This is a genomic window from Methylobacterium sp. WL8, from assembly GCF_008040045.1.
In the GTDB taxonomy this organism is placed as follows: Bacteria; Pseudomonadota; Alphaproteobacteria; order Rhizobiales; family Beijerinckiaceae; genus Methylobacterium; species Methylobacterium cerastii.
The window spans coordinates 1-24,859 of record NZ_VRVF01000058.1 but is presented as its reverse complement, the minus strand read 5'-3'; the positions used below and the strand labels follow the sequence as shown (position 1 = coordinate 24,859).

General features: G+C 70.1%; 29 protein-coding genes. 17 read left to right on the top strand and 12 right to left on the bottom strand.

The window, feature by feature from the left end:
• The first annotated feature begins 251 nt into the window (after positions 1 to 251).
• Positions 252 to 1,808 carry a HAMP domain-containing sensor histidine kinase gene (locus FV234_RS18750; protein ID WP_147830953.1) on the top strand — a complete coding sequence of 519 codons (1,557 nt, stop codon included), beginning with the start codon at positions 252 to 254 and terminating at the stop codon, positions 1,806 to 1,808.
• Between the two features lie 17 nt (positions 1,809 to 1,825).
• Here FV234_RS18750 and FV234_RS18745 read toward each other — a convergent pair whose 3' ends face one another.
• The 6 genes from FV234_RS18745 to FV234_RS18720 form a co-directional block, all read right to left on the bottom strand.
• Positions 1,826 to 2,242, bottom strand: a complete 417-nt coding sequence (locus tag FV234_RS18745; protein ID WP_147830961.1) for an EVE domain-containing protein — start codon at positions 2,240 to 2,242, stop codon at positions 1,826 to 1,828.
• Between the two features lie 23 nt (positions 2,243 to 2,265).
• Positions 2,266 to 2,769 carry a hypothetical protein gene (locus tag FV234_RS18740; protein ID WP_147830952.1) on the bottom strand — a complete coding sequence of 168 codons (504 nt, stop codon included), beginning with the start codon at positions 2,767 to 2,769 and terminating at the stop codon, positions 2,266 to 2,268.
• Entirely contained in the window at positions 2,766 to 3,770 is a 1,005-nt protein-coding gene (locus FV234_RS18735) for an NAD(P)H-dependent glycerol-3-phosphate dehydrogenase (RefSeq protein WP_147830951.1), read from the bottom strand. The genes FV234_RS18740 and FV234_RS18735 overlap by 4 nt, the downstream gene beginning before the upstream one ends.
• Positions 3,767 to 4,720, bottom strand: a complete 954-nt coding sequence (locus FV234_RS18730; protein ID WP_147830950.1) for a GNAT family N-acetyltransferase — start codon at positions 4,718 to 4,720, stop codon at positions 3,767 to 3,769. The genes FV234_RS18735 and FV234_RS18730 overlap by 4 nt, the downstream gene beginning before the upstream one ends.
• On the bottom strand, positions 4,717 to 5,787 hold the full coding sequence (tsaD, locus tag FV234_RS18725) for a tRNA (adenosine(37)-N6)-threonylcarbamoyltransferase complex transferase subunit TsaD (RefSeq protein ID WP_147830949.1): 1,071 nt from the start codon (positions 5,785 to 5,787) through the stop codon (positions 4,717 to 4,719). The genes FV234_RS18730 and tsaD overlap by 4 nt, the downstream gene beginning before the upstream one ends.
• A gap of 98 nt (positions 5,788 to 5,885) precedes the next feature.
• Positions 5,886 to 6,236, bottom strand: a complete 351-nt coding sequence (locus tag FV234_RS18720; RefSeq protein WP_238271637.1) for a DUF2293 domain-containing protein — start codon at positions 6,234 to 6,236, stop codon at positions 5,886 to 5,888.
• Positions 6,237 to 6,380: 144 nt separating this feature from the next.
• Here FV234_RS18720 and FV234_RS18715 point away from each other — a divergent pair, with 144 nt between their 5' ends.
• Positions 6,381 to 6,638, top strand: coding sequence for a hypothetical protein (locus FV234_RS18715; RefSeq protein ID WP_147753043.1), 258 nt, complete (start codon positions 6,381 to 6,383; stop codon positions 6,636 to 6,638).
• Between the two features lie 27 nt (positions 6,639 to 6,665).
• Entirely contained in the window at positions 6,666 to 7,613 is a 948-nt protein-coding gene (locus FV234_RS18710) for an ABC transporter ATP-binding protein (protein ID WP_147830947.1), read from the top strand.
• Positions 7,614 to 7,927: 314 nt separating this feature from the next.
• Here the strand turns inward: FV234_RS18710 and rpsD are convergent, their stop codons facing one another.
• Positions 7,928 to 8,545, bottom strand: a complete 618-nt coding sequence (rpsD, locus tag FV234_RS18705) for a 30S ribosomal protein S4 (RefSeq protein ID WP_147725774.1) — start codon at positions 8,543 to 8,545, stop codon at positions 7,928 to 7,930.
• A gap of 193 nt (positions 8,546 to 8,738) precedes the next feature.
• Entirely contained in the window at positions 8,739 to 9,503 is a 765-nt protein-coding gene (locus FV234_RS18700; protein ID WP_147830944.1) for an alpha/beta hydrolase, read from the bottom strand.
• A 105-nt stretch (positions 9,504 to 9,608) separates the two neighbouring features.
• On the opposite strand from FV234_RS18700, the gene FV234_RS18695 reads away from it, so the two are divergent.
• Positions 9,609 to 10,451 (top strand): FkbM family methyltransferase, encoded by an 843-nt coding sequence (locus FV234_RS18695; RefSeq protein ID WP_147830943.1) that lies wholly within the window; start codon positions 9,609 to 9,611, stop codon positions 10,449 to 10,451.
• Here the strand turns inward: FV234_RS18695 and sfsA are convergent.
• A complete protein-coding gene (sfsA, locus tag FV234_RS18690; protein WP_147830941.1) occupies positions 10,438 to 11,154 on the bottom strand; it encodes a DNA/RNA nuclease SfsA in 717 nt (238 codons plus the stop codon). The two genes, FV234_RS18695 and sfsA, sit on opposite strands and share 14 nt — an antisense overlap.
• 122 nt (positions 11,155 to 11,276) lie before the next feature.
• On the opposite strand from sfsA, the gene FV234_RS18685 reads away from it, so the two are divergent.
• The 13 genes from FV234_RS18685 to folK all read left to right on the top strand — a co-directional run bounded on the left by FV234_RS18685 (position 11,277) and on the right by folK (position 21,909).
• The gene (locus FV234_RS18685) at positions 11,277 to 12,017 is read left to right on the top strand and encodes a molybdopterin-binding protein (RefSeq protein WP_147753038.1); all 741 of its coding nucleotides are present in this window, start codon (positions 11,277 to 11,279) and stop codon (positions 12,015 to 12,017) included.
• A 44-nt stretch (positions 12,018 to 12,061) separates the two neighbouring features.
• Positions 12,062 to 12,937 carry a formate/nitrite transporter family protein gene (locus FV234_RS18680; protein ID WP_147830939.1) on the top strand — a complete coding sequence of 292 codons (876 nt, stop codon included), beginning with the start codon at positions 12,062 to 12,064 and terminating at the stop codon, positions 12,935 to 12,937.
• Positions 12,938 to 13,069: 132 nt separating this feature from the next.
• Entirely contained in the window at positions 13,070 to 14,698 is a 1,629-nt protein-coding gene (locus FV234_RS18675; RefSeq protein ID WP_147830937.1) for an ATP-binding protein, read from the top strand.
• Entirely contained in the window at positions 14,695 to 15,399 is a 705-nt protein-coding gene (locus FV234_RS18670; RefSeq protein WP_147753035.1) for a response regulator transcription factor, read from the top strand. Before FV234_RS18675 ends, FV234_RS18670 begins: the two co-directional genes overlap by 4 nt.
• 190 nt (positions 15,400 to 15,589) lie before the next feature.
• Positions 15,590 to 15,679, top strand: a complete 90-nt coding sequence (gene pqqA, locus FV234_RS18665) for a pyrroloquinoline quinone precursor peptide PqqA (protein WP_055889187.1) — start codon at positions 15,590 to 15,592, stop codon at positions 15,677 to 15,679.
• 45 nt (positions 15,680 to 15,724) lie between these two features.
• Complete coding sequence (gene pqqB, locus FV234_RS18660; protein ID WP_147830935.1) at positions 15,725 to 16,624, top strand: pyrroloquinoline quinone biosynthesis protein PqqB; 900 nt, start codon at positions 15,725 to 15,727, stop codon at positions 16,622 to 16,624.
• A gap of 152 nt (positions 16,625 to 16,776) precedes the next feature.
• Entirely contained in the window at positions 16,777 to 17,856 is a 1,080-nt protein-coding gene (gene pqqC, locus FV234_RS18655) for a pyrroloquinoline-quinone synthase PqqC (protein ID WP_147830933.1), read from the top strand.
• The gene (gene pqqE / locus FV234_RS18650) at positions 17,853 to 18,998 is read left to right on the top strand and encodes a pyrroloquinoline quinone biosynthesis protein PqqE (protein WP_147762005.1); all 1,146 of its coding nucleotides are present in this window, start codon (positions 17,853 to 17,855) and stop codon (positions 18,996 to 18,998) included. Before pqqC ends, pqqE begins: the two co-directional genes overlap by 4 nt.
• An 11-nt stretch (positions 18,999 to 19,009) precedes the next feature.
• Positions 19,010 to 19,729 carry a hypothetical protein gene (locus FV234_RS18645; protein WP_147830960.1) on the top strand — a complete coding sequence of 240 codons (720 nt, stop codon included), beginning with the start codon at positions 19,010 to 19,012 and terminating at the stop codon, positions 19,727 to 19,729.
• The gene (locus FV234_RS18640) at positions 19,710 to 20,075 is read left to right on the top strand and encodes a hypothetical protein (RefSeq protein WP_147830931.1); all 366 of its coding nucleotides are present in this window, start codon (positions 19,710 to 19,712) and stop codon (positions 20,073 to 20,075) included. The genes FV234_RS18645 and FV234_RS18640 overlap by 20 nt, the downstream gene beginning before the upstream one ends.
• 213 nt (positions 20,076 to 20,288) lie before the next feature.
• Positions 20,289 to 21,068, top strand: a complete 780-nt coding sequence (gene folP / locus FV234_RS18635; protein WP_187273731.1) for a dihydropteroate synthase — start codon at positions 20,289 to 20,291, stop codon at positions 21,066 to 21,068.
• On the top strand, positions 21,065 to 21,439 hold the full coding sequence (gene folB, locus FV234_RS18630; RefSeq protein ID WP_147830927.1) for a dihydroneopterin aldolase: 375 nt from the start codon (positions 21,065 to 21,067) through the stop codon (positions 21,437 to 21,439). The genes folP and folB overlap by 4 nt, the downstream gene beginning before the upstream one ends.
• On the top strand, positions 21,436 to 21,909 hold the full coding sequence (folK, locus tag FV234_RS18625) for a 2-amino-4-hydroxy-6-hydroxymethyldihydropteridine diphosphokinase (protein WP_147830925.1): 474 nt from the start codon (positions 21,436 to 21,438) through the stop codon (positions 21,907 to 21,909). The genes folB and folK overlap by 4 nt, the downstream gene beginning before the upstream one ends.
• Positions 21,910 to 22,000: 91 nt before the next feature.
• Here the strand turns inward: folK and xoxJ are convergent, their stop codons facing one another.
• From xoxJ to FV234_RS18610, 3 genes are all read right to left on the bottom strand, one after another.
• Entirely contained in the window at positions 22,001 to 22,855 is an 855-nt protein-coding gene (gene xoxJ, locus FV234_RS18620) for a rare earth element methanol dehydrogenase accessory protein XoxJ (protein ID WP_147830923.1), read from the bottom strand.
• The gene (locus FV234_RS18615; RefSeq protein WP_147830920.1) at positions 22,855 to 23,466 is read right to left on the bottom strand and encodes a c-type cytochrome, methanol metabolism-related; all 612 of its coding nucleotides are present in this window, start codon (positions 23,464 to 23,466) and stop codon (positions 22,855 to 22,857) included. Before FV234_RS18615 ends, xoxJ begins: the two co-directional genes overlap by 1 nt.
• 140 nt (positions 23,467 to 23,606) lie before the next feature.
• Positions 23,607 to 24,859, bottom strand: a 1,253-nt coding sequence (locus tag FV234_RS18610) for a PQQ-dependent dehydrogenase, methanol/ethanol family (protein WP_147830918.1), incomplete at its 5' end; no start/stop codon positions are given.

Here is a 24,859-nt window from a genome sequence, read left to right as displayed (position 1 = left end):
TAGTCCCGGCACGCCCCGATGCGATGTGCGTCCGCGCACCCGCGGCGAACACTTGTTGACGCGCCATCGGCGAACGTCGGCCACCCGCCGGCGGCGAACACCTGGCACCGTGATCGCGACCTTCGCGCGATCAGGACAATCGTCGCGACCGCGGCAGGCCGTTCTTAACATATCGCGCGCAACGTCGGGCCTCTCATGTTGCGGTCCGGCGCGTCGAGCCGGCCCCCTTCGTCCAGCCTTCGAAGAGGCCGATGTCCGAACTGACGGTCGAGATGGTGCAGCGCGGCCGCGGTCCTTCGTCGGAAGAGGCCGTGCGACGCCGTGGGGTCGCGCGCGACATGCGCTCGGCCCGGGAAAAGCTGACCTCGAAGACCGGCCTCGTGCGGGCGTTCGACTACGAGCTGCTGCGCCTCTACGCGCAGTACCGGGCGGGCGCCGGGATCCCGCTCGGCCTGTTCGCGATCGCGATGGCCAGCGCCGCCTGCTTCTGGGTGGAGCCGCTGGTCGCGTCGATCTGGGCGCTCTGCGCGTTCCTGATGATCACCCTCAACGCGTCGATGAGCCGGAGCTTCCTCCGCGCCGAGCCCGGCGCGGTGTCCCTCGCGCGCTGGCGCCGACGCTTCGCCTTCGGCGAGGTGATGCAGAGCCTGAGCTGGTCGGCGATCGTCGGCCTGGGCATGCTGGGCGGCTGGCACTTCGCGCTGTTCGGCCTGATCATCGCGGCCGCCGTCGCCACGATGGTGGCCGCCACCGTTCCGACCGCCGCCGCCGCCGCCCTCGTTCCCCTCGCGCTGGCGACCCTGTGCCTCCTGACCTTCGCCCGCGAGGCCGACGCCGTGATGCTCGTCGCGATGGCGATCGGCTCGCAGATCTTCTTCCTCGGCCTGGCGCGGCGGATCTACACCTCCACTGTGGGCGCGCTGCAGTCGCGCGCGGAGAAGGATGCGGTGTTCGGCGAGCTGGAGCAGGCCAAGGCCAACTCCGACGAGGCCCGGCGCCGGGCGGAGGAGGCGAATCTCGCCAAGTCCCGGTTCCTGGCGACGATGAGCCACGAGTTGCGCACGCCGCTGAACGCCATCCTCGGCTTCTCCGAGGTGATGAAGAACGAGGTGTTCGGCCCACACACCGCGCCGAGCTACGGCGAGTATTCCACCGACATCCACGACAGCGGGATGCACCTGCTGAACCTGATCAACGAGATCCTCGACCTCTCCCGGATCGAGGCCGGCCGCTACGAGCTCAACGAGGAGGCGGTGACGCTGGCCCACATCGTCGAGGAGTGCCGCCACATGATGGGGCTGAAGGCCCGCGGCAAGAACCAGACCTTCCTCGACTTCGTCGACGACACCCTGCCACGGCTCTGGGCCGACGAGCGCGCCCTGCGCCAGGTGGTGCTGAACCTGCTCTCGAACGCGGTGAAGTTCACCCCGCCCGGCGGCGAGATCACGATCAAGGTCGGCTGGACCAGCTCCGGCGGCCAGTACGTCGCGGTCAAGGACAGCGGCCCCGGCATCCCGGAGGACGAGCTCGGCACGGTCATGTCCTCGTTCGGCCGCGGTTCGCTCGCGATCAAGACCGCCGAGCAGGGCTCCGGCCTCGGCCTACCGATCGTGAAGGGCCTCGTCGACCTGCACGGCGGCAACTTCACCCTGAAGTCGCGCCCGCGCGAGGGCACCGAGGTGATCGTCACGCTGCCGGCGAGCCGGGTGATGGACACGCTCGCCGCCGTCGCCGTCGGGGGAGAGCCGGCACCCGAGACGCGGGCCGGCACGGGCCGCCCCAAGGCCCCGTCCGCCAAGGCCGCGTAAGGGCTACGTGCAGGCGGTCAGCCGAGCCCGCCCATGGCACGCACCAGGTCCCACTCGGCGTCCGTCACCGGCTGCACCGACAGGCGCGAGTTGTTGACGAGCACCATGTCCTTGAGCGCCGACTCGGCCTTGATCGCATCGAGGGTGACAGGGTTCGGCAGTGCCTCGACTGCGGCGAGGTCGACCATGCCGAAGCGTCCGGTCGCGTCGGTGTGGTCCGGGTAGTACGGCTTGATCACGCGCACGATCCCGACGACGGCCTTGCCCTCGTTCGAGTGATAGAAAAACCCGAGGTCGCCGACCTGCATCGCCATGAGCTGCTTCTTGGCGAGGTGGTTGCGCACCCCGTTCCAGTGGGTGCCGCCCTCACCCGCCGCGACCTGCTGCGCCCACGACCAGGTCGCGGGTTCGGACTTGTAGAGCCAGTAGGCCATCCGTCTCATCGCTCGTTCGAAAGTCAGGGCCGGCCGGCGGCGTCGGCCCAGAAGGCCAGGCTCGCCGGGTTGATCGGCGAACCCGCTTGCGCGTTGCGCAGGGTCGCGAACGCGTGGAAATCCTGCGCTTCCGCCGCGCCGAGGAGGTCGCGGGTCGCCGTGAGGATGCGGGTGATGCGCAGGTGGTTGTGGTCGTGCGGCGCCAGCCACCGGTCGGTCCCGACGTAGAAGCGGCGCATGCGTGCGAGGGCGGCGCGCAGGCCCTCGCGGGCCGCCGGGTCGGCGCGGATCGCGTCCGCTTCGGCCGGCGTCAGCACCGGTGCGCCGGGCACGGCGCGGCTCGCCTGGGCGAGCGGGAAGCACCATTGGATGAAGTCGTGCACCGCCTCGATCCGCAGGTCGTCGAAGGCGAGCACCGTCGCCAGCGTGCGGCCGGCGCCGTCCGTGCCGGTGCCGGCGAGGAAGGCGTGGATCGGGGTCGCCGGGGTCGAGGTCGCTAGGGACGAGGTCGCTGGGGTCGAGGTCACTCGGCCTCCGCCTTCAGCGGTCGGGCGAGCAGCGCGGCGACCACGTCTTCGACGCTGGCGCGTCCGGCGACGATCGCCGCGACGGCTTCGGCGATCGGCATCTCGATCCCCTGCCCGCGGGCGAGCCCGACCAAGGCTGTCGCGGTGAAGGCGCCCTCGGCGAGCTTGCCCCCGGCGGCGGCCTCCGGCGCGGCGCCCTGCCCGAGCGCGAGGCCGAAGGCGAAGTTGCGCGATTGCGGCGAGGAGGCGGTGAGCACGAGGTCGCCGAGGCCCGACAGGCCCATCAGCGTCTCGGGCCGGCCGCCGAAGCTGCGGGCGAACCGCATCAGCTCGGCGAAGGCGCGGGCGATCAGCGCGGCGCGGGCGCTCTCGCCGAGGCCGCGCCCGGCGACGATCCCCGCGGCGATGGCGAGCACGTTCTTGCCGGCCCCGCCGATCTCGACGCCGCGCACGTCGTCGGTGTGGTAGAGCCGCAGGGCCGGGCCGGACAGCAGGCGGGCGAGGCTCGCGGCGAGCCCGGCATCCGCGGCGGCCAGCGTCACCGCCGTCGGCAGGTTGCGGGCGACGTCCACCGCGAAGCTCGGGCCGGACAGGACCGCGACCGGCGCGCCCGCCGGCAACACCTCGGCCGCCACCGCGCTCATGAACGCGCCGGTCGTGCGCTCGATCCCCTTCGAGCACAGGACCACCGGCGCGCCCGGCGCGAAGGCGGGGGCGAGCTGCGCGAGCACCGCGCGCGAGGTCTGCGCCGGCGTCACCATCAGCACCGCGTTCGCGCTGGCGAGGTCGCCGGCCTCGGCCGTCGCGCGGATGCGTGGATGCAGCTTGACGCCCGGCAGGTAGCGCGCGTTCTCGCGCGACGCTTCGAGTGCGGCGGCGGTTTCGGCGTCGCGCAGCCACAGGGTGACCGGCCGGCCCGCTGCCGCTGCGGCGTTCGCCAGCGCCGTGCCCCAGGCGCCGCCGCCGACCACCGCGACGGGTCGCGCGTTCTCGCCGGTCATGCGGGCTCTCCGGCAAAATCCGCCGCGGCGAGGCGGTAGAGGACGTGCCGGCGCAAGGGGGCGTCGGCGGGAACCGCGGGATGGTCGAAATCCTCCGCCTGCACCATCCCAAGCCGCTCCATCACCCGCCGCGACGGCGTGTTGCCGAGGGCTGTGAACGCCACCACGCCTGGGAGCCCGCAACGGCCGAACAGGTCCGCGAGGACCAGGCGCGCGGCGCGGGTGGCGATGCCGCGGCCCCAGGCCTCGGGGCTGAGGCGCCAGCCGATCTCGATGAGGCTGCCCGGGCGTTCGCCGCCGGCGAACGGCATCGCGCGCATCAACCGCATCGCGCCGACGAAGCCGAGGAACGGCCCGCTTGGCTCCTCGACGGCCCAGGGGCCGAAGCCGTCGGCCTCGAAGCGCCGGTCGAGGGCGCGGGCCTCGGTCAGGCTCTCGCCGGCCGACTTCAACTTCGGGAAATGGCGCATCACCTCCGGGTCGGCGTTCAGCCGCGCGAAGGGCGCGTCGTCCGCGCGGCGCCAGCGGCGCAGGCGCAACGACGCCGTCTCCAGGGTCGCGGGGGCCTCGGGCGGGCGGCGCTTGCCGCGCCATTGCAGCGAGCGCCGATTGAGCAGGGCGAGGTCGGCGCTCCCCGAAAGCACGGCGTTGCCGAGGTCGATCGCCACCGCGAGCCGATCGGGCGGCATGTTGGCCCAGGCCGGCGCGGCCACGCTCTCGCGCCACGGGCCGTTGCAGGCGTTGTCGAGGAGGATGCGCGCGAAGCAGTGGTCGTCGACGACGGGCCAATCCGGATGCGCGGGCGCGGCCTGCGGCAGCAGGCGGTCGACGAGGTCGCGCCAGCGCGCCTGCGGCTCGCCGACGGGAGGCGCGGCGTCCGGCTCGGGCGCAGGCGACCTCAGATCGCGAAAATTTCCGCGGGCGAGGACGTGGCGGGCGGCTCCGCTCATTCGGCGGTCGCCTCGGCGCGGGGTGCTTCGGCGGGAGGCACGTCGGCGAAGGGCCAGCGGGCGCGGGCCGGCGCGGTGATGTCGTCGGTCATGCCGAGCCGCAGGCGCTCGATGCCGGCCCAGGCGATCATCGCGCCGTTGTCGCCGCAGAGCGCCAGCGGCGGTGCGACGAAGGCGAGGCCCGCCTCCCCCGCCAGCGCCGCCAGCGCCCTACGGATCGCGCCGTTGGCCGAGACGCCGCCCGCGGCCACCAGGGCGGTCGGGTGCCCGGCGACGCCGGAGAAGGTGCGCAACGCCACGCGGACGCGGTCGACCACCACGTCGACCACCGCGGCCTGGAAGCCGGCGCAGAGGTCGGCGACGTCGCGCTCGGCGAGCGGCGCGGTGCGCTCCGCCTCGATCCGGAGGGCGGTCTTGAGGCCGGACAGGGAGAAGTTCGCGTCGCGGCGCCCGAGCATCGGCCGCGGCAGGGCGAAGCGCTCCGGGTCGCCGGCTTCCGCCATGCGCTCGACCTCGGGGCCGCCGGGATAGGCCAGCCCCAGGAGCTTGGCGACCTTGTCGAAGGCTTCGCCGATGGCGTCGTCGATGGTGCTGCCGAGGCGGACGTAGTCGCCGACGCCCTTCACCGCGACGAGCTGGGTGTGGCCGCCCGAGGCGAGCAGCAGCAGGTAGGGGAAGGCGAGGCCGTCGGTCAGCCGCGCGGTGAGCGCGTGCGCCTCGAGGTGGTTGACGGCGAGCAACGGCTTGCGCGCGACGAGCGCCAGGGTCTTGGCGGTGACGAGGCCGACCAGCACCCCGCCGATCAGGCCGGGGCCGGCCGCGACCGCGATGCCGTCCACGTCCTTGAGGGCCATGCCGGCGCGGTCCAGGGCGCGGGCGATCAGCCGATCCAGCACCTCGACGTGAGCGCGGGCGGCGATCTCGGGCACCACGCCGCCATAGGCCGCGTGCTCCGCGATCTGGCTCAGCACCTCGTTCGAGCGGATGACGCCGCGCCCGTCCTCGCCCGGCGCGACGATCGCGGCGGCGGTCTCGTCGCAGGTGGTTTCGATGCCCAGCACGTTCATGGTGACGATCGACGCTTCCGTTCCCGCGCGAACCCGCCCGCCCCGTGTATCCGCTCGGGGCGCCCCGCGGCAACGACCCGCGGCGCCGATCGCGCGCCTCAGGGCGTGTCGGCCTCGTCGGAGGCTTCCGCCTCCGGGATCGGCGCCGCGCCCCAGCCGGCCAGCACCGCGTTCAACGCGTCGAGGACGAAGTGGCGGGCGCTGTCACGATCGTAGCCCTCGGCGAGGAGGTCGTCGTAATCGGTGAAGACGTGGCGGGCGTAGGCGACGAGGGCGAGCCGCGCCGCCGTCTCGGGCGCCGCTCCGCGCAGGCCCTGGCTGGCGAGCGCCGAATCGACGACCGCCTCGGCCTCGAACTCCGGCAGGCGCCGGGCGAGGCGTGCGAGCGCGGCCGCGACCTGCTCCCTTCGGTTGCGCGGCGCCCCGCCGTCCTGTCGCGCTGCGGGCAAACGACGCTCCCTTGGATTCTCGGCGCGATCGGCCGGCATCGGTGGCGGGCGTGCCATAGTTTTTGACCGAGCGCACGCTAGGATGACGCCATCGACGTCGTGCCCGGGTCTGAGCCTGCACGCGCGACGCTCCCGGAGACGACCATGATCCGCCGCCTCGCCTTCTTCCTGCTGATCCCCGCCCTCGCGACCGCCCCCGCGTTCGCGGAGAAGGCCGCCACCGGTGCGACCGTGCCTCGGCCCGCCGGCGCCCAGCCCACGAGCGAGGCCCGCAAGGAGTCGGCGATGAAGGCGGCGAATCAGGCCGAGATGCTCAAGGCGCAGAAGGCGTCCGCCGCCCGCGACAAGGCCTGGGACACGCGCACCCGCGCCTCGATGTCCTCGATCTGCAAGGGCTGCTGAGCGGCGCGCCGAGGCGCCGCACCGGCCGTGATCCGCTTCGAGGGCGTCTCCAAGCACTTCCCCGGGGCGCCCGGCCCCGCCGTCGACCGGCTCGACCTGACGATCCCCAAGGGCAGCACCTCCGTGCTGATCGGGCCTTCGGGCTGCGGCAAGTCGACGACGCTGCGGCTGGTCAACCGGCTGATCGACCCGGATGCCGGGCGCATCACCCTCGGTGGGCGCGATGTCGCGACCACGGACCCGATCGCCCTGCGCCGCGGCATCGGCTACGTGCTGCAGGGGGTCGGCCTGTTTCCCCATCGCAGCGTCGCCGAGAACGTCGCCACCGTCCCCGGCTTGCTGGGCTGGCCGAAGGCGCGGATCGCCGGCCGCGTCGACGCGATGCTCGATCTCGTCGGCCTCGATCCGGCGACCTATCGCGACCGCCGCCCGGACGCGCTCTCCGGCGGCCAGCGCCAGCGCGTCGGCGTCGCCCGGGCGCTCGCCGCGGACCCGCCGGTGATCCTGATGGACGAGCCGTTCGGCGCCGTCGACCCGGTCGCGCGCGGCCGGCTCCAGGCCGAGATCGGCGCGATCCTCAAGCGTCTGTCCAAGACCGTGTTGATCGTCACCCACGACATCGACGAGGCGATGCTGATGGGCGATCGCGTCGTGCTGATGCGGGCCGGTCGCGTGGTCCAGGCGGAGGTGCCGCGCGCCCTCCTGGCGGCGCCGGCCGACGCCTTCGTGGCGTCCTTCGTCGGGGAGGACCGAGCGCTGCGCCGTCTCGCGCTGGTGACGGTGGCGGAGGCCGCCGAGCCCGGCGAGGCTGTGGGTGCGCCGAGTATCGCGGCCGGTGCGTCGCTGCGCGATGCCCTCTCGGCGATGCTGGCCGCCGGCTGCACGCGCCTCGTCGTCACCGGCGGGCCGGGGGCGCGCCACGTGACCCTGGACGCGATCCAGCGCGCGGGCTCCGTCGGGAAGCGCGAGGCCTGAAGGGGCGTCGGTTTTTCCGGGGCGTTTACAGGCGACGCCCGGTCCTGGCCGCCCATTTCCAGACCCTCCCCGTCATCCCGGGCTCGTCTGCGGCACCCCGGGATGACGGAAGCGTTGCGCGCGGCAGTGGAAAGTCGCGTGAACGCAAAACCGCGCGCGCCACCTCGCCTGATCACACATGGAAAAGGGCCGCCCTTTCGGACGACCCTTCCCGTAGATACGACGATGAGACGTCACGAAGATATGACGATGGAACGTCACACAGATACGACGATGACACGTCACATAGAGATGACGATGGAACGTCGAGACGATCAGCGCGAGTAGAACTCGATCACGAGGTTCGGTTCCATCTGCACCGGGTACGGCACCTCGGTGAGGCCCGGCACGCGGGTGACGCGCGCGGTCATCTTCTGGTGATCGACCTCGATGTAGTCGGGCACGTCGCGCTCGGGGAGCTGCGAGGCGACGACCACGATCTCGAGCTGACGCGAGGCTTCCTTGACCTCGATCAGGTCGCCCGGCTTCACGAGGTAGCTCGGGATGTTGACCCGGCGCCCGTTGACCTTGATGTGGCCGTGGTTGACGAACTGGCGGGCCGCGAACGGCGTCGCCACGAACTTGGAGCGGTACACCACGGCGTCGAGGCGGCGCTCGAGCAGGCCGATCAGGTTCTCGCTCGAGTCGCCGCGCAGGCGGATGGCCTCGGCGTAGTACCGGCGGAACTGCTTCTCGGTGATGTTGCCGTAGTAGCCCTTGAGCTTCTGCTTGGCGCGCAGCTGCGTGCCGAAGTCGCTCATCTTGCCCTTGCGGCGCTGGCCGTGCTGGCCGGGGCCGTATTCGCGGCGGTTCACGGGGCTCTTCGGGCGGCCCCAGATGTTCTGCCCCATGCGGCGGTCGAGCTTGTGCTTCGCCTGAATCCGCTTCGACATATCGCGTGTCCTCTCGCAAACGAGAATTCGAGGAACGCGCCCTCCTCTTCCCGCCGGCCTTGCGGCCCGGGACGACAGAGCGGCCGTGTCGGCCGTTCGCGGGTGCGTATGAAAACGCCAAGCGGCCCCTCAGAGGAGCCGCGATGACGAGGGCGTTCCTAGTCGAGCCGGCCGAACTGGTCAATCCTCGCCGTCACGGGCGCGCCGCGAGGAAGGCCAGCACCCCGTCGCGGTGCGGCTTGGCGCCGACGGCGGAGCTGTGGTCGCGCCCTTCGAGCTCGAGGCTCTGCGCGTTCGGCATCAGCGCGGCGAGCGCCGGCCCGGAGCCGGCGACGGTGTCGAGGGTGCCGACGCTGACGAGGACCGGCACTTCGATCTGCCCGATCTCGGCGCGCGACAGGGTCTGGCGCGAGCCGCGCATGCAGGCGGCGAGCGCGCGCAGGTCGCTCCTGGTCTGCTCGGCGAAGATGCGGAAGGCGGCCGCCGTCGGGTTCGCGGCTTTCGTGCCCGCGGGCGCCTCGAGCGCCTCGGCGATGCCGGAGGGCAGGCCCTTTCCCTCGACGAGGTGCAGGCCGAGGCCGCCGATCAACGCCGAGCGGACGCGCGCCGCGTGGTCGAGGGCGAGGTGCGCGGTGATGCGGGCCCCCATCGAGTAGCCCATGATGTCGGCGCGCGCGATCCCGAGATGGTCGAGGAGGCGCACGGCGTCGCCCGCCATGTCCTCGGAGCCGTAGCGGGCGGGGTCGTAGAGCTTCTCGCTCTCGCCGTGGCCGCGGTTGTCCAGGGCGATGGCGCGGTAGCCGGCCTGGGTCAGCGTGCGCACCCACGTCGTGTTGACCCAGTTGACCGCGTGGTTCGAGGCGAAGCCGTGGATCAGCAGGACCGGGTCGCCGGTCCCGCCGACGGCCGGCACGTCGATGTAGGCGATCCGCACGCCGTCCGAATCGAAGCTGTCCATGGTCGTGGCCTTTCGCGTCCCGCGCCTCGCTTAAGAGCCGGCGCAGCGATGGGCAACGCGCGAGATGCTTGCGGGCCGGCGGCGCGGCTGGCATCAGCCCGGGGCATGAGCGACCATCAGCCCTACGGCACCTACGCCCCGGCCGGCCTCGTGGCGGCGATCGCCCGGCGGACCCTGCGGTTCTCGCCCGATTCCTGGCGCGGCCGAAGGATGGCGATGTTCCTGCGGCGCCTCGCGATCACGCTGATGCGCGGCAAGCCCCTCGACGTCGAGCGGCTCGGCGCCCGGATGCGGCTGCACCCCTACAACAACAATTGCGAGAAGAAGGTGCTGTTCACGCCGCAGTTCTTCGACCCGCAGGAGCGCGCCCTGCTGAAGGCGCGCCTGGAGCCGGGCTGCACCTTCCTCGACATCGGCGCCAACATCGGCGCCTACGCCCTGTTCGTGGCGGCCTTCGCCGGGCCTCGTGCGCGCATCCTCGCGGTCGAGCCGCAGCCTGACATCTTCGACCGGCTGACCTACAACATCGCCCAGAACCCGTTCCACACTGTGAAGGCGGTGGCCTGTGCCGTCGCCGACAAGGCCGGCGAGCTGACGCTGTTCGTCGACCCGCGCAACCGCGGTGAATCGAGCCTGAAGATCGTCGGCACCAACGAGAGCGCGCAGATCAAGGTGCCGGCGGTGACCCTGATGGACCTCGTGCGCACCGAGGGCCTGACCCGCATCGACGCGATCAAGCTCGACGTGGAGGGTGCCGAGGACCTGATCCTCGAACCGTTCCTTCGCGAGGCGCCCCCGGCCCTGCTGCCGAAGCTGCTTGTGATCGAGGACGGCGTCGATCAGTGGCAGATCGACCTGCCGAAGCTCCTAGAAGGCCACGGCTACCGCGAGACCGGCCGCACCCGGCTGAACCGGATGTTCGAGCGGGTCGCCGCTAATCCGGCGTGACGATCGGGATCGCGTCGGCGACCGTCACCCCCTCCGGGTCGATCCGGCAGCGGTAGGCGTAGGTCTCCACTCCGGCTGCCCGCGCGTCCCGAAAGGCGCGGTCGAAGGCCGGATCGAGGTCGCGGGCGACGTCGAAGGCTTCCGCCTGCATCTGCGCCACGACGATGACGACCGCGCGGCCGCCGCCGGCGACCACCTCGGCAAGGTCGCGCATGTGCCGCGCACTCCGGGCCGCGACGCAGTCGGGGAACTCGGCGAGGTCCGCCTGCCGCATCAGGTGGCAGTTCTTCACCTCCACGTGGGCCGGCGGGAGCCCGCCCCCGCTTGCGAGGAAATCGACGCGGCTCGCCGCAGCGTAGCGGACCTCTGGCTTCAGCGCCGTGTAGCCGGACAGCGGCGCGAGGCCGCCTGCGGCGAAGGCTTCGGCGACCAGCGCGTTCGGGCGCATCGTATTGATGCCGACCCATTGCGGGCCGCCGGGCAAGTTCGCCTCCACCAGCTCCCAGGAATAGGTGAGCTTCCGGGTCGGGCTGTTGGCAGGCGAGAGCAGGACGCGGTTCCCGGCTTCCTTCAGGCCCAGCATCGCGCCGGGGTTGGCACAATGCGCGGTGACGCGCGTGCCGTCGGCCAGGTCCACGTCGGCGAGGAAGCGCTTGTAGCGCTGCACCAGGCGGCCTTCGATCAGGGGTGTGGGAAAGCGCATCGGGTCCTGGCTGCGTCGCGGTCGCAGTGCATAGCCGACACTTGCCCGCGCATGAAGGCACCCTCGGTGGTCGCGCGCCCTCCGCCGCGCTATCTGCGACGGAACCCAGGACGACGAGCCCCATGACAATCGATCCCACCGCGATGACCGCCGCAATCCTCGTGATCGGCGACGAGATCCTGTCCGGCCGGACGAAGGACAAGAACATCGGCACGATCGCCGACTATCTCACAGCGGTCGGCATCGACCTGCGCGAGGTGCGGATCGTGCCCGACGAGCCGGACGCGATCGTCGGCGCGGTGAACGCGCTCCGCGCGGCCCACACCTACCTGTTCACCACCGGCGGCATCGGCCCGACCCACGACGACATCACCGCCGACTGCGTCGCCAAGGCCTTCGGCGTCGGCATCGACGTCGACCCGCGCGCCAAGGCGATGCTGCTGGAGCGGCACAAGCCCGAGGACCTGAACGAAGCCCGACTGCGCATGGCGCGGATCCCGGACGGCGCCGACCTGATCGCCAACCCGATCTCGAAGGCGCCGGGCTTCCGCATCGGCAACGTCTTCGTCATGGCCGGCGTGCCCTCGATCATGCAGGCGATGCTCGACCAGGTCGGCCCGACCCTGCCCACCGGCGCCCGGATGCTCTCCGAGACTGTCGAGGCCGGCAACCTGCCCGAGGGCAACTACGCCGCCGACCTCGCTGAGATCGCGAAGTCCTACGCGGACGTATCGATTGGATCCTATCCCTCGATGACGAAGGACGGGTTCGCCAACCGCATCGTCGCCCGCGGCAAGGATGCCGCCTCGGTGGCGCGTGCGCGGGCCGAGATCGAGGCGCTGGTGGCGCGCCTGCGCGGCTGACGGCAGCCCGTCTCAGTTTTTCCGGTTCGTGGAGCGTATGCGTGATGGCCGAGCGGAAGCCCGACGACAAGGAAGCCCGGCACGACGCGCACAAGGAAGCGGTGGCCGAGATCGGCCGCCCGGATGCCTTCGTGCTGCACGAGGTGATCCGGCGCGAGGGCAATGAGGAGTTGCGCCGCGACGGCGGGGCGCTGTTCCTCTCGGCCTTCGCCGCGGGCTTGAGCATCGCACTGTCGCTGATCGTGCCTGGCGTGCTGAAGACCCATCTTCCCAAGGGCGAGTGGACAAAGGTCCTCACCACGATGGGCTATGCGGTGGGCTTCCTGGTGGTGGTGCTCGGGCGGCAGCAACTCTTCACCGAGAACACCATCACGCCGATCCTGCCGCTGCTACACGACCGCTCGGCGAAGACCGCGTGGCGGGTGCTGCGCCTCTGGGCGATCGTGCTCTCGGGCAACATCCTGGCGACCCTGGCGATCGCGACCGTGCTCGCCCATACCGGCGCCTTCGAGCCGTCGGTTAAGGCGGCCTTTGCCGAGATCAGCCACCAGGCCATCGCGTTTCCGTTCTGGGACACCGTGCTGAAGGCGATCTTCGCCGGCTGGATGATCGCCTTGATGGTCTGGTTCCTACCGGCCACCGGTACGGCGGCGCCGTTCGTGATCTTTCTGATGACCTGGCTGGTCTCCCTCTGCGGCCTCGCCCACATCGTCGCGGGATCGGTCGAGGCGTTCTACCTCGTGGTCACCGGCGCGGCGACGATGGGCGAGTACGCCGAGCGGTTCTTCGTGCCGACGTTGGTCGGCAACGTCTTCGGCGGCATGACGCTGGTGGCGGTGCTCAATTACGGACAGGTCGCCCCGGAGGTCGAGGAGAGCCGCGAGGTCGAGGAGGCCGAGGGCGGCGCCAACCGGGATTGAGGACGGTTCGCCCCCGCCGGCTGAGTTGGCTTTCCCACGGATTCGACCGAAAAGCTGATCCGAAGAGGCCGTGCTGGCGGCGTTCGCTCCATCGCGACGCGGCCGGAAACAGGGTCGATTGGGAAAGGGACGATGCGTTCGCTAAAGGTCCGCTTCGCCTTGCTGCTCGGGTCGATCGCCCTCGTCGTCGTGCTGGCGGCGGCCGGCGTGCTCGCCGCGATCGGCGCCGCCGAGCGGACGATCGACCGGACGCTCGCCGCGCAGGGGCGCCTCGAACTCCTGGCCGAGCTGTCGGGCCGGATGACCCAATTCGGCATGGCCGCGGTCGAGACCATCGGCAACCCCGACCTCGCGCCGGAAGCGATGGGCATCGCGCGGAGCAACGTCGACCGCGCGCTGACAACCGTCGACGAGGCGCTGTCGCGATCCGTCGCCGGCAGCGACGACCCGCTGGACCGGATGCAATACGCCCTGCGCAGCCGGCCGATGGCGCAGCTGCGCGCGGCCCGGGTGATCCTCGACCGGCAGGTGTCTCAGATCGTCCGCGAGACCGATTCCGAGAAGCGCCAGAACTCGATCAAGGGTGCGCTCAACGGCTTCGGCGCGATGACCGGGCAGCCGCTCTCGTTCCTGATCGAGGCCGAGCGCCGCAGCATGGTGCTGGGCTCGGATGCGGCCCGCGAGCTGTCGCGCCGCCTGCGGATCGCGGCGGCCCTGGCGGTGCTCGGCGCGCTCGGGCTCGTCGTGCTGCTGTGGCGGAGCATCACCCGGCCGACTTTGGCGCGGATCGAGGCCGTGCGCCGGGCCGCCGGCGCCATCGGCGGCGGAAAGCTCGACACGCGCTTGTCCGTCGCGACCCGCGACGAGCTCGGCCTGTTGGTCGCCAACGTCAACCGCATGGCGGCACGCCTTTCTCGCCGCGAAGGCCGCGTTGCCGCCGACCGCGCGGCCTTGGAGGACACGGTCGAGGCCCGCACCGCCGACCTTCGCGCCGCCAACGCCCGACTCGAGGCGGTCGACCGCTCGCGGCGCCGCTTCTTCGCCGACGTGAGTCACGAGCTGCGCACCCCGCTGACCGTCATCCTCGGGGAATGCGACCTCGCGGCCCGCGCCGGACCCCGCATCACCGATCACGCCCCGGCCTTCGCCACCATCCGCAAGCGCGCGATGCGGCTGAAGCTGCGTGTGGAGGATCTCCTGCGTGTCGCCCGCTCGGAATCGGGCGAGATCGAGCTCGACCGCCGGGCCCTCGGGCTCGCCCCGGTCCTGGCCGAGGCGGTCGACAACCTCGCATCGGAGGCCGCCCGACGCCGCGTCGCGCTGACCTTCGAGCCGGGTGCGCGAGACCTCGAAGTGCTGGCCGACCGCGAGTGGATGCGCCAGGTCGTCGAGAGCCTGATCGACAACGCGCTGCGCCACGCCACAGGGCTCACCCGGGTCGTCGTCGCCCTGTCCGGCGGCGGCGCGGCGCCGGCGCGCATCACGGTCACCGACGACGGGCCGGGTTTCGGCGACCGCGAGCAGACGTTGTTCGAGCGCTTCCGGCGCGGCGACCGCCCGGCGGAGATGGGCTTCGGGATCGGATTGGCCCTGGCGCGTTGGCTCATCGAACAGCATGATGGCACAATCCGCCTCGGCGCTGGCGAGGACGGCCACGGGGCGAGGGTCACGCTGGACCTCCCGCCTCTCGACCTCATCGTTGAGGGCGACGACGCGGCGAGCCGGGACGATCGACGGATGCGGAAGGACGACGCGGCATGACGCGAATCCTCGTGGTCGAGGACGACATCGACATCCGTGGCCTGCTCACCCGCGGCCTCGAGGCAGAGGGCTTCTCCGTCGACACCGCCGGCTGCGTCGGCGACGCGCTGGCCGCCGCTCGAGACGAGAGTCCGGAGGCGGTGGTGCTCGACATCACCCTGCCCGACGGGTCGGGCCACGACGTGTGCCGCTCCTTGCGCGAGGGCGGCTATCCCGGCCCGATCCTGTTCCTCTCGGCACGCGACGAGATTCGCGACCGGGCCGAAGGCCTCGCGCTCGGGGCCGACGACTACATCGTCAAGCCCTTCGTGTTCGACGAGCTGGTGGCGCGCCTGCGCACGCACCTGATGCGCCGTCAGGCGGCGGAGGGGCCTCGCACGCTGATCAACGCGGGCAAGCTCGTCCTCGACCTAGACACCCGGCAGGTCACCTGCGGCGAGGCGTCGGCCCGCCTGACCCCGCGCGAGGCCGAGCTGCTGGCCATGCTGATGGAGAGCGTGAACCGCCCGGTCTCCCGCGCCGACATCTTCGAGCGGCTGTGGGCGAGCCAGGGCGGCCTTTCGCTGAACGTGGTCGACGTCTACGTCGGCTACCTGCGCACGAAGATGGCCGACTTCGTCCGCCACGGTGGTCCGCTCCTCGTCACCGTGCGCGGACGCGGCTTCATGCTGGACTCCCGCGGTCCGGACTACCGGCACTGACCGGTGCGACGTTCGGGCGGGTGGTTCCTCACAAAAATTTGGGAGCATCCGGCAATTTAGTGCTTGAAGCCGGAGCGGGAATTGCGGATACCCGTGCCGCGCTGGAAAACAAAAGCGCCATCAGTGTCTTAGGGTATCCTTAAGTTTACCTTTTCGGCACCGGATGCTCGCAATCAGACGGAGAAACACCATGACCTGGGCTGCCCCGATCGTTTCCGAAATCTGCGTCGGCATGGAAGTCACGAGCTACGAGTCCGCCGAGATCGACACCTTCAACTGAGGTGTCGCGCCGAGCTGAGGATTGTTGGCTGCATCGGACCATTCCATGCGCGTCGTAATCCTCGGCTCGGCTGCTGGCGGCGGCCTTCCCCAGTGGAATTGCCGCTGCCCGAACTGCCACCTCGCGAGAACCGAGCCGAACCGCGTCAGGCCGCGGACCCAGTCGAGCATCGCGGTGTCTGCGGACGGCACGGATTGGCTCCTGGTGAACGCCTCGCCGGACATCCGGCAGCAATTCTTCGACAACCCGGTGATGCATCCGCGGGAAGGACTTCGGCATTCGCCGATCCGCGCCGTGCTGCTCACCAACGGCGACGTCGATCACGTCGCCGGCCTGCTGACGCTCCGCGAAGGCCAACCCTACACCCTCTACGGCACCGGCAGCATCCTCGATTCGGTCGCTGACAACCGCGTCTTCGACGTGATGGCCGAGGGCGTCGTTGTGCGCGAGGCGATCACCCTGGGCATGCGCTTCGAGCCGCTCCCCGGCTTGGCCGTCACACTGTTCGCGGTGCCCGGCAAGGTGCCGCTCTGGCTGGAGGATGCCAGCATGGAGCTCGGCGCCGAATCCGAGACCACGGTCGGCGCGATGATCGAGGCCGACGGACGGCGGCTCGCCTACATCCCCGGCTGCGCCCGCGTGACCGAGGACCTGAAGGCGCGGATTGCGGGCGTCGACGCGCTGCTCTTCGACGGCACGGTACTCCACGACGACGACATGATCCGCGCCGGTGTCGGCACCAAGACCGGCTGGCGCATGGGGCACGTGCCGATGCGGGGCGACGCGGGCTCGATCGCCGGCCTCAAGGATGTCGCGATAGGGTCGCGCGTCTTCGTGCACATCAACAACACCAATCCCGTCCTCGTCGAAGGTTCGCCCGAGCGCGAGGCGGTCGAGGCCGAGGGTTGGACGATCGCCCATGACGGGCTCACCTTGAGCCTCTGACGGCGACGACCGGGCGCGGTTGGCATTTGCCGGTGCCGCGACCTATCTCATGACGAGACGTGCGCGATTCGATTGCGCCGAGACGCCGCCGCCAGACGCGGCGCACGACGAGACGACCAGGAAACGCCTCCGAACGGACGCTTGGTGACGCCATGAACGCAGTGTTCCCGACCCCCCAATCCGAGACTTCCGAGCGGCTGCTGAGCCCCGAGGAACTGGAGGCGGCGCTGCGCGACATCGGCGCCCGGCGCTACCACAACCTGCATCCGTTTCACCGCCTGCTGCACGACGGCAAGCTGAGCAAGGACCAGGTCCGGGCCTGGGCGTTGAACCGCTACTATTACCAGGCGATGATCCCGGTGAAGGACGCCGCGGTGCTGGCGCGGATGACCGACGCCTCGCTCCGCCGCGTCTGGCGCCAGCGCATCGTCGACCACGACGGCGACGCGCCTGGCGACGGCGGCATCGAACGCTGGCTGAAGCTCGCTGAGGGCGTCGGCTTCCGCCGGGACTACGTCGAGTCCACCGACGGCATCCTGTCGGCCACCAAGTTCTCGGTCGAGGCCTACGTCCACTTCGTTTCCGAGCGCTCGCTGCTCGAAGCCATCGCGTCGTCGCTGACCGAGATGTTCTCGCCGAACATCATCTCCGAGCGCGTTTCGGGCATGCTGAAGAACTACGACTTCATCACCAAGGAGACGCTGGCCTATTTCGAGAAGCGCATGACGCAGGCGCCCCGCGACGCCGACTTCGCCCTCGACTACGTCAAGCGCCACGCCACCACCCCCGCGTTGCAGCGCCAGGCGATGGCGGCGTTGACCTTCAAGTGCAACGTGCTGTGGACGCAGCTCGACGCGCTGTACTTCGCCTACGTCGCCCCCGGGATGATTCCGCCGGACGCCTGGACGCCCGGCACCGGTCTCGTCGCCGAGACGCAGACCCAGGCGCCGGGGACCGGCCGGCTCTCGGCCGCCGACGTCCCGCGCCTGCCGCGCGGCGTGCGGATGCGCTTCGACCAGACCCGTGACAAGCACGTTCTGCTCGCCCCCGAGCGCACCTTCGACCTCGACGACAACGCCGTCGCGGTCCTCAACCTCATCGACGGCCAGACCAGCGTCGCAGCGATCGCCGACCGGCTTGGCCAGACCTACGCCGCCGACCCGCGCGTCATCGAGGTCGACGTGCTGGCCATGCTGAACGACCTCGCCGCGAAGAGGGTCTTGGAGCGATGAACGCGATCACCCCGAACGCGGCGGCGATCCCGGCCCCGGTCGGGCTGCTCGCCGAGCTGACGCATCGCTGCCCGCTGCGTTGCCCATATTGCTCGAACCCGCTCGACCTCGATCGACGCTCGCGCGAGCTCGACACCGCGACGTGGCAGCGCGTGCTGACAGAGGCCGCGGCCCTCGGCGTTCTGCACGTCCACCTGTCCGGCGGCGAGCCGACCGCGCGCAACGACATCGTCGAAATCACCGAGACCTGCGCCAAGCTCGGGCTCTATTCGAACCTCATCACCTCCGGCGTCGGCGGTGCGCTGGGCAAGCTCCAGGCGCTCTACGACGTCGGCCTCGATCACGTGCAGCTCTCGGTGCAGGGCGTGGACGCGGCCAACGCCGAGAAGATCGGTGGCCTGAAGAACGCGCAGCCGCAGAAGATGGAGTTCGCCGCCAAGGTGACCGAGCTCGGACTGCCGTTGACGCTGAACTCGGTGATCCACCGCGGCAACATCCACGAGGTCGAGGGCTTCATCGATCTCGCCGTGAAGCTCGGCGCCAAGCGGCTCGAGGTGGCCCACACCCAGTATTACGGCTGGGCCTACGTGAACCGCGCGGCGCTGATGCCGGATAAGGCTCAGGTCGATCAGTCGATCCGCATCGTGGAGGCGGCGCGCGAGCGGCTGAAGGGCCAGCTCGTCATCGACCTCGTCGTGCCAGACTACTACGCGAAGTACCCGAAGGCCTGCGCCGGCGGCTGGGGCCGCAAGCTCATCAACGTGACGCCGCAGGGCAAGGTGCTGCCGTGCCATGCGGCCGAGACGATCAGCCACCTCGAGTTTTGGCACGTGACCGAGCATTCCCTCGGCGACATCTGGGCGAACTCGCCGGCCTTCACTGCCTATCGCGGCACAGACTGGATGCAGGAGCCCTGCCGCTCCTGCGACCGGCGCGAGAAGGATTGGGGCGGTTGCCGCTGTCAGGCGCTGGCGCTGGCTGGCGATGCGGCGGCGACCGACCCGGCCTGCTCGCTCTCGCCGCTACATGCCAAGGTGCGGGCGCTGGCCGTCGAGGAGGCGGCGGAGACCCCGCCCGACTACACCTACCGGACGATCGGGGCCAACATCCCGGCGCCCAACAAGGAGGACGCCCTCTCGTGAAGTGTTTCGTCATCGCCGCAACCCTGCTCGCCGTCGCTCCGGCGCTGGCCGTCGAGGCGGCGCCCCCTGCCCCCGCCGCATCGCCCGTTGCCCCTGCCGCAGCGCCCGAGAAGGCGAACGCGAGCGCGATCCCGAGCGCGGCCGACCTGCTGTTCGAGCAGCCCCAGCTCAAGAACGCTGCCGCCGGCACCACCCTCACCTACGACTACCTGCGCCGCTCCGGCATCGCGAAGGGGCCGTTCGGGCCGCCCCTCGACGACACGATCAAGCTCACCCTCGAGCCCGGCAAGGGCGGGGACGGCCGCAACATCGGCGTCGAGATGTTCTCGGGTACGAACCGGTTCCCGGCCGGCCCGTTCGAGGACATGCCCGGCAATCCGGTGATCCCGCTGTTCCTTGAGAACCACCTGACCAACCTCGCCCGGGTGCTGCAGGCCAACCCGCGCTACCTCAAGCTCGCAATCCGCAAGGGGCTGCGCGACGGCGCCACCGTCACGCCGATCAAGGTCGATTACAAGGGCCGCACGGTCGACGCCTGGCAAGTGGTGACCAAGCCCTTCGCCGGCGACGCGCTCGCCCAGCGCATGCGCGGCATGGACAACATGACCTACACCTTCGTCACCTCGCCCGAGGTGCCCGGCGAGATCATCTCGATCGAGGCGCAATCGAAGAATACCGAGGGCGGCGAACTCTTGGAGGAGCGGCTGAGCTATGATCAGAAAGCTGGTTGAGGGCTTCGCCCTGTCCGGGGTCGCGCTGGCGATGCTGGCGATCCCCGTCGCCGCGGCAGAGGCCGAGAACGACTATCCGACCGACGCCCGCGTCGACTACGTGTTCGGGTGCATGGCCGCCAACGGCCAGACCCGCGAGGCGATGCAGCGCTGCACCTGCTCGGTCGATCAGCTCGCCGCGATCCTCTCCTACGACAAGTACGTGCAGGCGAGCACGGTGCTGTCGATGCGCCAGGGCGTTGGCGCCCGCTCGAACGAGTTCAAGTCGACGAAGGTGTTCGACGACAAGGTCGCCGACCTCCGCCGCGCCCAGGCCGAGGCCGAGATCCGCTGCTACCGCGGCTGAGACGGCGCCGTCCGCCACGAACGTTCGAAAGGCCGCTCCGCTCCGGGCGGCCTTTTTCGTACGCGACGGGCGCCGTTGCTTCGCTTCGAAAAACCGGCCACATCGACCCCGCGGGAGCGGCCCGCGCAGACCCTTGAGAAGCGACGCCCCTTGAGCCATCGACCCGCCGCCCTCGCCGACCTGCTGCCGGATCTCGGCCGGCGGACCCTCGTGATGGGCATCCTCAACGTCACGCCCGATTCGTTCTCGGATGGCGGCCGCTTCGTCGACGAGGAGGCCGCGTGCCGGCAAGCCGACGCGCTTGCTGCCGAGGGTGCCGCGCTGGTCGACATCGGTGGCGAGTCGACTCGTCCCGGACACGTCCCGGTGCCGGCCGACGAGGAGCAGGCACGCGTCCTGCCCGCGATCCGGGCGTTGGCGAACCGACTCTCCGTGCCGATCTCGATCGACACCTACAAGGCGTCCACGGCCGAGTGCGCGCTCGCAGCCGGTGCCCGCCTCGTCAACGACGTCTGGGGCCTGCAGCGCGAGCCCGACATCGCCCACGTCGCCGCCGACCACGGCGCGCCGGTGATGATCATGCACAACCGCGAGACGATCGATCCCGGCCTCGACATCGTCGCCGACATGCTGCGCTTCTTCGAGGTCTCGCTCGGCATCGCCCGCCGCGCCGGCATCCCCGACGGCGACATCGTGCTCGATCCGGGCATCGGTTTCGGCAAGAGCTGGGAGCAGCATCTGGAAGCGCTGCGGCGCCTGCCCGAGATCCGCGCGCTCGGCTTCCCCGTCCTCGTCGGCGTCTCGCGAAAGTCGCTGCTCGGGCGGCTGCACGATCGCGAGACCGCGCCGGCCGACCGGCTCCACGGCTCGCTCGCGGCGCATGCCTTGGCGGCCACGCTGGGGGCCGACATCGTCCGGGTCCACGACGTGGCTGCCCATGTCGACGCGATGCGCGTGGTCGACGCGGTGCTGCGCCCGGGAGACCGTCGATGAGCGACCGCATCCTCGTCGAGCGCATCGCAGTCTTCGCCCACCACGGCGTCCTGCCGGAGGAGACGCGCCTTGGCCAGCGCTTCTACCTGTCGCTCGACGTCGGCCTCGATCTCGGACCCGCCGGGCGCTCCGACGACGTGACGCGAACCGTGAGCTACGCCGACCTCACGGCGATCGCGGTCGCGATCGCAACCGAGCGGCGCTTCGACCTGATCGAAGCCCTGGCCGAAGCCATCGCCGCCGAGATCCTGGAACGCTTTACCGCTATCGACACGATCACCGTGCGGATCGACAAGCCGAGCGCACCGGTGCCGGCGGTCCTCGACGGAGTGGCGGTGGTGATCACCCGCCGGCAAGAGGCGCGGGCATGACACGCGCCTATCTCGGCCTCGGCAGCAACATCGGCGACAAGGCTGCACACTTGGCTGCAGCCGTGGAGGGGCTCGCCGGGGTGCCTGGCCTCCGGGTCGTCGCGCGGTCGGCCGACTACCGGACCCCGCCCTGGGGCGAGACCGATCAGGACTGGTTCCTGAACGGTGCGCTCGCGATCGAGACCGACCTAGACCCCCATGCCCTGCTCGATGCCTGCCTCGGCGTCGAGCGCGACCTCGGCCGCATTCGTGAGCGCCGTTGGGGACCGCGGGTGATCGATATCGACGTGCTGCACTATGCCGGGGCTGCGGTCTCGGACGAACGCCTCGTCCTGCCGCACCGCTACGTCCGCGAGCGCGCCTTCGTGCTTGTGCCGCTGGCCGAGATCGCCCCCGATCTCGTCATCGGCGGTGAGACGGTCTCGGAGGCGCTGGCCAAGCTCGACCGAAGCGGCATCCAGCGGAACTGACGCTGGCGCGAAACGACGAAGGGCCGGGCTTTCGCCCGATCCTTCGTCGTTTCGCGCCCGTTTGGTAACGAACTACGCGTCGGCCCTCTTCTCAGTGCTCTTCGGGCGCGAGAAGCTTGTTCTCTTCTTCGTCCAGTAGGGGCACGTCGAAGTCGCGAAGCACCTTTTCGATGTCGGCCCGGCGCTTGCGCAGGATCGTGTTCAGCGAGCGCTTCCAGTCGTTCTCGCCGATCCGCACGGCCATCGCGATGCGGTAGCTCATCGGTGGCCGGTCGGGCTCCTTCAGGAGCGGGATCACGTCCATCGCCGTGCCGCTCTGCTTGGCCAGCCACCCGGCGGACGGCCCCCACAGTACGGCGGCGTCGATCTGTCCGGCCGCGAGGTCGGAGACGATCTCGGCGCCCACTGTCTGGTTCTTGCGTGACGGATCGAGCTGGTAGGGCGCGTAGGCCTTCATGGTCGAGATCAGGCCAAGATCGCCCATCCGGTTCACAGGCGGCGTCCCGGCGATCACGCCGATGCGCTTGCCCTTGAGCTTGGGATCGTCGAGCCCGGACACCCCGGCGAGGTCACCCTTCTTGACGAGGAGCGTGTAGGACGAACGGTAGTACGGGTTGGTGTTCTGCACGCCCTCGCTACCGAGGGCCGACCCCACGATCAGGTCGCACAGGCCGGTGCCGAGGGTGTTACGGACGAAACCGGGACCCTGCGTCAGCCAGTAATAGCGGACCTTGACCTTGAGCTCGTCGGCGATGATGCCCGCGATGCGGTTTTCGAAGCCGTCTTCCTTGCGTTCGGAGAATGGCATGTTGCCTGGATCGCCGCAGACGCGAAGGACGTCTGCGGTGACGAGGTCGGGGAGATGCTGCGCATCAGCCACCCGCGCGCCTGCCAGGAACGGCAGGAGCGCGAGCGCCATGGCGGCATGGGTGCGTGCGCGGCGCATCAGCCGCCCATGCACTCCTTCTCGGCCTTCTTGGCGGCCTCAGGCTTGTCTTCCTTGTCGCCCGGGCGGACGCGGCCCATGGCGCCGGAGGCGCGGGCCTTCAGGTAGACGTAGAGGTCGTCCGAGTAGCACATGACGTTCTTGTTGTCGCCGAAAGCCGGCATGACCTTCTGGTCCGAAGAGCTCACGTCCTGCTTGCCGCCGGCGAGGATGCCGATGAACTCCTCGTAGGAGAGGTGCTTGAGGGAGTCCTTCAGAGCCGGCGCATAGGTCGAGCCCATGCCGTCCGGGCCGTGGCAGACGTGGCACTCGGCATGATAGCGGCGGTACCCGGAGTAGGTGTACCAGTCGAACTTCTTGCCGGCATCGGTGATGTGAAAGGTCGGGTGACCTTCGGCGTCGAAGTACTTGCCCTCTTCGACCTTCACTGCGGCGTCCTTCTTCAGGAGCTTGTCGTCGGGCTCGGCCGAATTGTCGGCGGTGTTCAGCGAGTTGGCGAGGGCGGGATCGGCGGGCTTGGCATCCTCAGCATGTACGGCGACCATCGAAATGGACGCTAGGGCGAGGGCGGCCAGGAACGGCCGCATGACGGATTTGCTGAGGTAATGCAACGCTGTAATCTCCCTGAGACCTGAAGGTCATGCCGCTCTCAGGCGGCCTTTCGCGGCCTTCTTGAAGGGCATTCTAATCATAAGAATGCCGGCGCGGAAACCCGCGCCGGCACTCATTTCAAGCCGTTTCGTGCGACCGATTAGTTCGGCAGGGCGAAGACGGTGAGCTGGCCACCGAGGTTGGTGTAGCTCGAGAGGGCGGCGTAACCACCCACCGCGCCGAGGCCGGCGTTCGGGTCGGTCAGGCCGGCCGCGAGGCCGATGCCGGCCCAGCCACCGACACCCGACAGGATGCCGACGTACTGCTTGCCCTTGTGCTGGTAGGTCATCACGTTGCCAATGATACCCGACGGGGTCTTGAACTTGTACAGTTCCTTACCCGTCTTGGAGTCGACGGCCTTCAGGTAGCCTTCGAGCGTGCCGTAGAAGACCACGTCGCCGGCGGTGGCGAGCGCCCCCGACCAGACCGAGAACTGCTCGGGGTTCGACCACTTGATCTTACCCTCGACGCCGTCCCAGGCGATGAAGTTGCCCATGCCGCCATGGCTGTTCGGCGCGGGGTACATCGACAGGGTCGCACCGACGTAGGGCTGGCCCGGGGTGTAGGTCACCCGGAACGGCTCGTAGTCCATGCAGACGTGGTTGGTCGGCACGTAAAACAGGTTGGTCTTCGGCGAGAACGCAGCAGGCTGCTGGTCCTTGGTGCCGAGGGCCGCCGGGCAGATACCCTTGGAGTTGGTATCTTCACCGTTCTGCTCGGTGGAGTACTTCGACAGGACCAGCGGGCGCCCGTAGGTCTTGGAACCCTTGTCCATGTCGACTTTGGAGGCCCAGTTGACGACCGGGTCGAACTTCTCGGCGACGAGGAGTTCGCCGGTGGCGCGGTTCAGGGTGTAGCCGAAGCCGTTGCGGTCGAAGTGGGTCAGCAGCGGGGTGTCCTTACCGCCGACCTTCTGGTCGGTGAGGATCATCTCGTTGATGCCGTCGTAGTCCCACTCGTCGTGCGGGGTCATCTGGTAGACCCACTTGGCCACGCCCGTGTCCGGGTTACGCGCCCACACCGTCATCGACCAGCGGTTGTCGCCCGGACGCTGCTTGGGGTTCCAGGTCGAGGGGTTGCCCGAGCCGTAGTACATCAGGTCGAGCTTGGGGTCGTAGGAGAACCAGCCCCAGGTGCAGCCGCCGCCGGTCTTCCACTGGTCGCCTTCCCAGGTCTTGGTCGAGCTATCCTTGCCGACCGGCTTGCCGAGGTAGGTGGTCTTCTCCGGGTCGACCAGCATCTGGTCGTCCGGGCCGATCGAGTAGCCGCGCCAGACCTTCTTGCCGGTCTTGGCGTCGTAGGCGGTCACGTGGCACTGCACGCCGAACTCGCCGCCCGAGATGCCGACGATGA

Bases quoted from the DNA above. Each gene is read 5' to 3' on its own strand.
- FV234_RS18750 (WP_147830953.1), top strand. From the start codon at position 252: ATGTCCGAACTGACGGTCGAGATGGTGCAGCGCGGCCGCGGTCCTTCG.
- FV234_RS18745 (WP_147830961.1), bottom strand. From the start codon at position 2,242: ATGGCCTACTGGCTCTACAAGTCCGAACCCGCGACCTGGTCGTGGGCG.
- FV234_RS18735 (WP_147830951.1), bottom strand. From the start codon at position 3,770: ATGACCGGCGAGAACGCGCGACCCGTCGCGGTGGTCGGCGGCGGCGCC.
- FV234_RS18730 (WP_147830950.1), bottom strand. From the start codon at position 4,720: ATGAGCGGAGCCGCCCGCCACGTCCTCGCCCGCGGAAATTTTCGCGAT.
- tsaD (WP_147830949.1), bottom strand. From the start codon at position 5,787: ATGAACGTGCTGGGCATCGAAACCACCTGCGACGAGACCGCCGCCGCG.
- FV234_RS18715 (WP_147753043.1), top strand. From the start codon at position 6,381: ATGATCCGCCGCCTCGCCTTCTTCCTGCTGATCCCCGCCCTCGCGACC.
- rpsD (WP_147725774.1), bottom strand. From the start codon at position 8,545: ATGTCGAAGCGGATTCAGGCGAAGCACAAGCTCGACCGCCGCATGGGG.
- FV234_RS18700 (WP_147830944.1), bottom strand. From the start codon at position 9,503: ATGGACAGCTTCGATTCGGACGGCGTGCGGATCGCCTACATCGACGTG.
- FV234_RS18695 (WP_147830943.1), top strand. From the start codon at position 9,609: ATGAGCGACCATCAGCCCTACGGCACCTACGCCCCGGCCGGCCTCGTG.
- sfsA (WP_147830941.1), bottom strand. From the start codon at position 11,154: ATGCGCTTTCCCACACCCCTGATCGAAGGCCGCCTGGTGCAGCGCTAC.
- FV234_RS18685 (WP_147753038.1), top strand. From the start codon at position 11,277: ATGACAATCGATCCCACCGCGATGACCGCCGCAATCCTCGTGATCGGC.
- FV234_RS18680 (WP_147830939.1), top strand. From the start codon at position 12,062: ATGGCCGAGCGGAAGCCCGACGACAAGGAAGCCCGGCACGACGCGCAC.
- FV234_RS18675 (WP_147830937.1), top strand. From the start codon at position 13,070: ATGCGTTCGCTAAAGGTCCGCTTCGCCTTGCTGCTCGGGTCGATCGCC.
- FV234_RS18670 (WP_147753035.1), top strand. From the start codon at position 14,695: ATGACGCGAATCCTCGTGGTCGAGGACGACATCGACATCCGTGGCCTG.
- pqqA (WP_055889187.1), top strand. From the start codon at position 15,590: ATGACCTGGGCTGCCCCGATCGTTTCCGAAATCTGCGTCGGCATGGAA.
- pqqB (WP_147830935.1), top strand. From the start codon at position 15,725: ATGCGCGTCGTAATCCTCGGCTCGGCTGCTGGCGGCGGCCTTCCCCAG.
- pqqC (WP_147830933.1), top strand. From the start codon at position 16,777: ATGAACGCAGTGTTCCCGACCCCCCAATCCGAGACTTCCGAGCGGCTG.
- pqqE (WP_147762005.1), top strand. From the start codon at position 17,853: ATGAACGCGATCACCCCGAACGCGGCGGCGATCCCGGCCCCGGTCGGG.
- FV234_RS18640 (WP_147830931.1), top strand. From the start codon at position 19,710: ATGATCAGAAAGCTGGTTGAGGGCTTCGCCCTGTCCGGGGTCGCGCTG.
- folP (WP_187273731.1), top strand. From the start codon at position 20,289: ATGGGCATCCTCAACGTCACGCCCGATTCGTTCTCGGATGGCGGCCGC.
- folB (WP_147830927.1), top strand. From the start codon at position 21,065: ATGAGCGACCGCATCCTCGTCGAGCGCATCGCAGTCTTCGCCCACCAC.
- folK (WP_147830925.1), top strand. From the start codon at position 21,436: ATGACACGCGCCTATCTCGGCCTCGGCAGCAACATCGGCGACAAGGCT.
- xoxJ (WP_147830923.1), bottom strand. From the start codon at position 22,855: ATGCGCCGCGCACGCACCCATGCCGCCATGGCGCTCGCGCTCCTGCCG.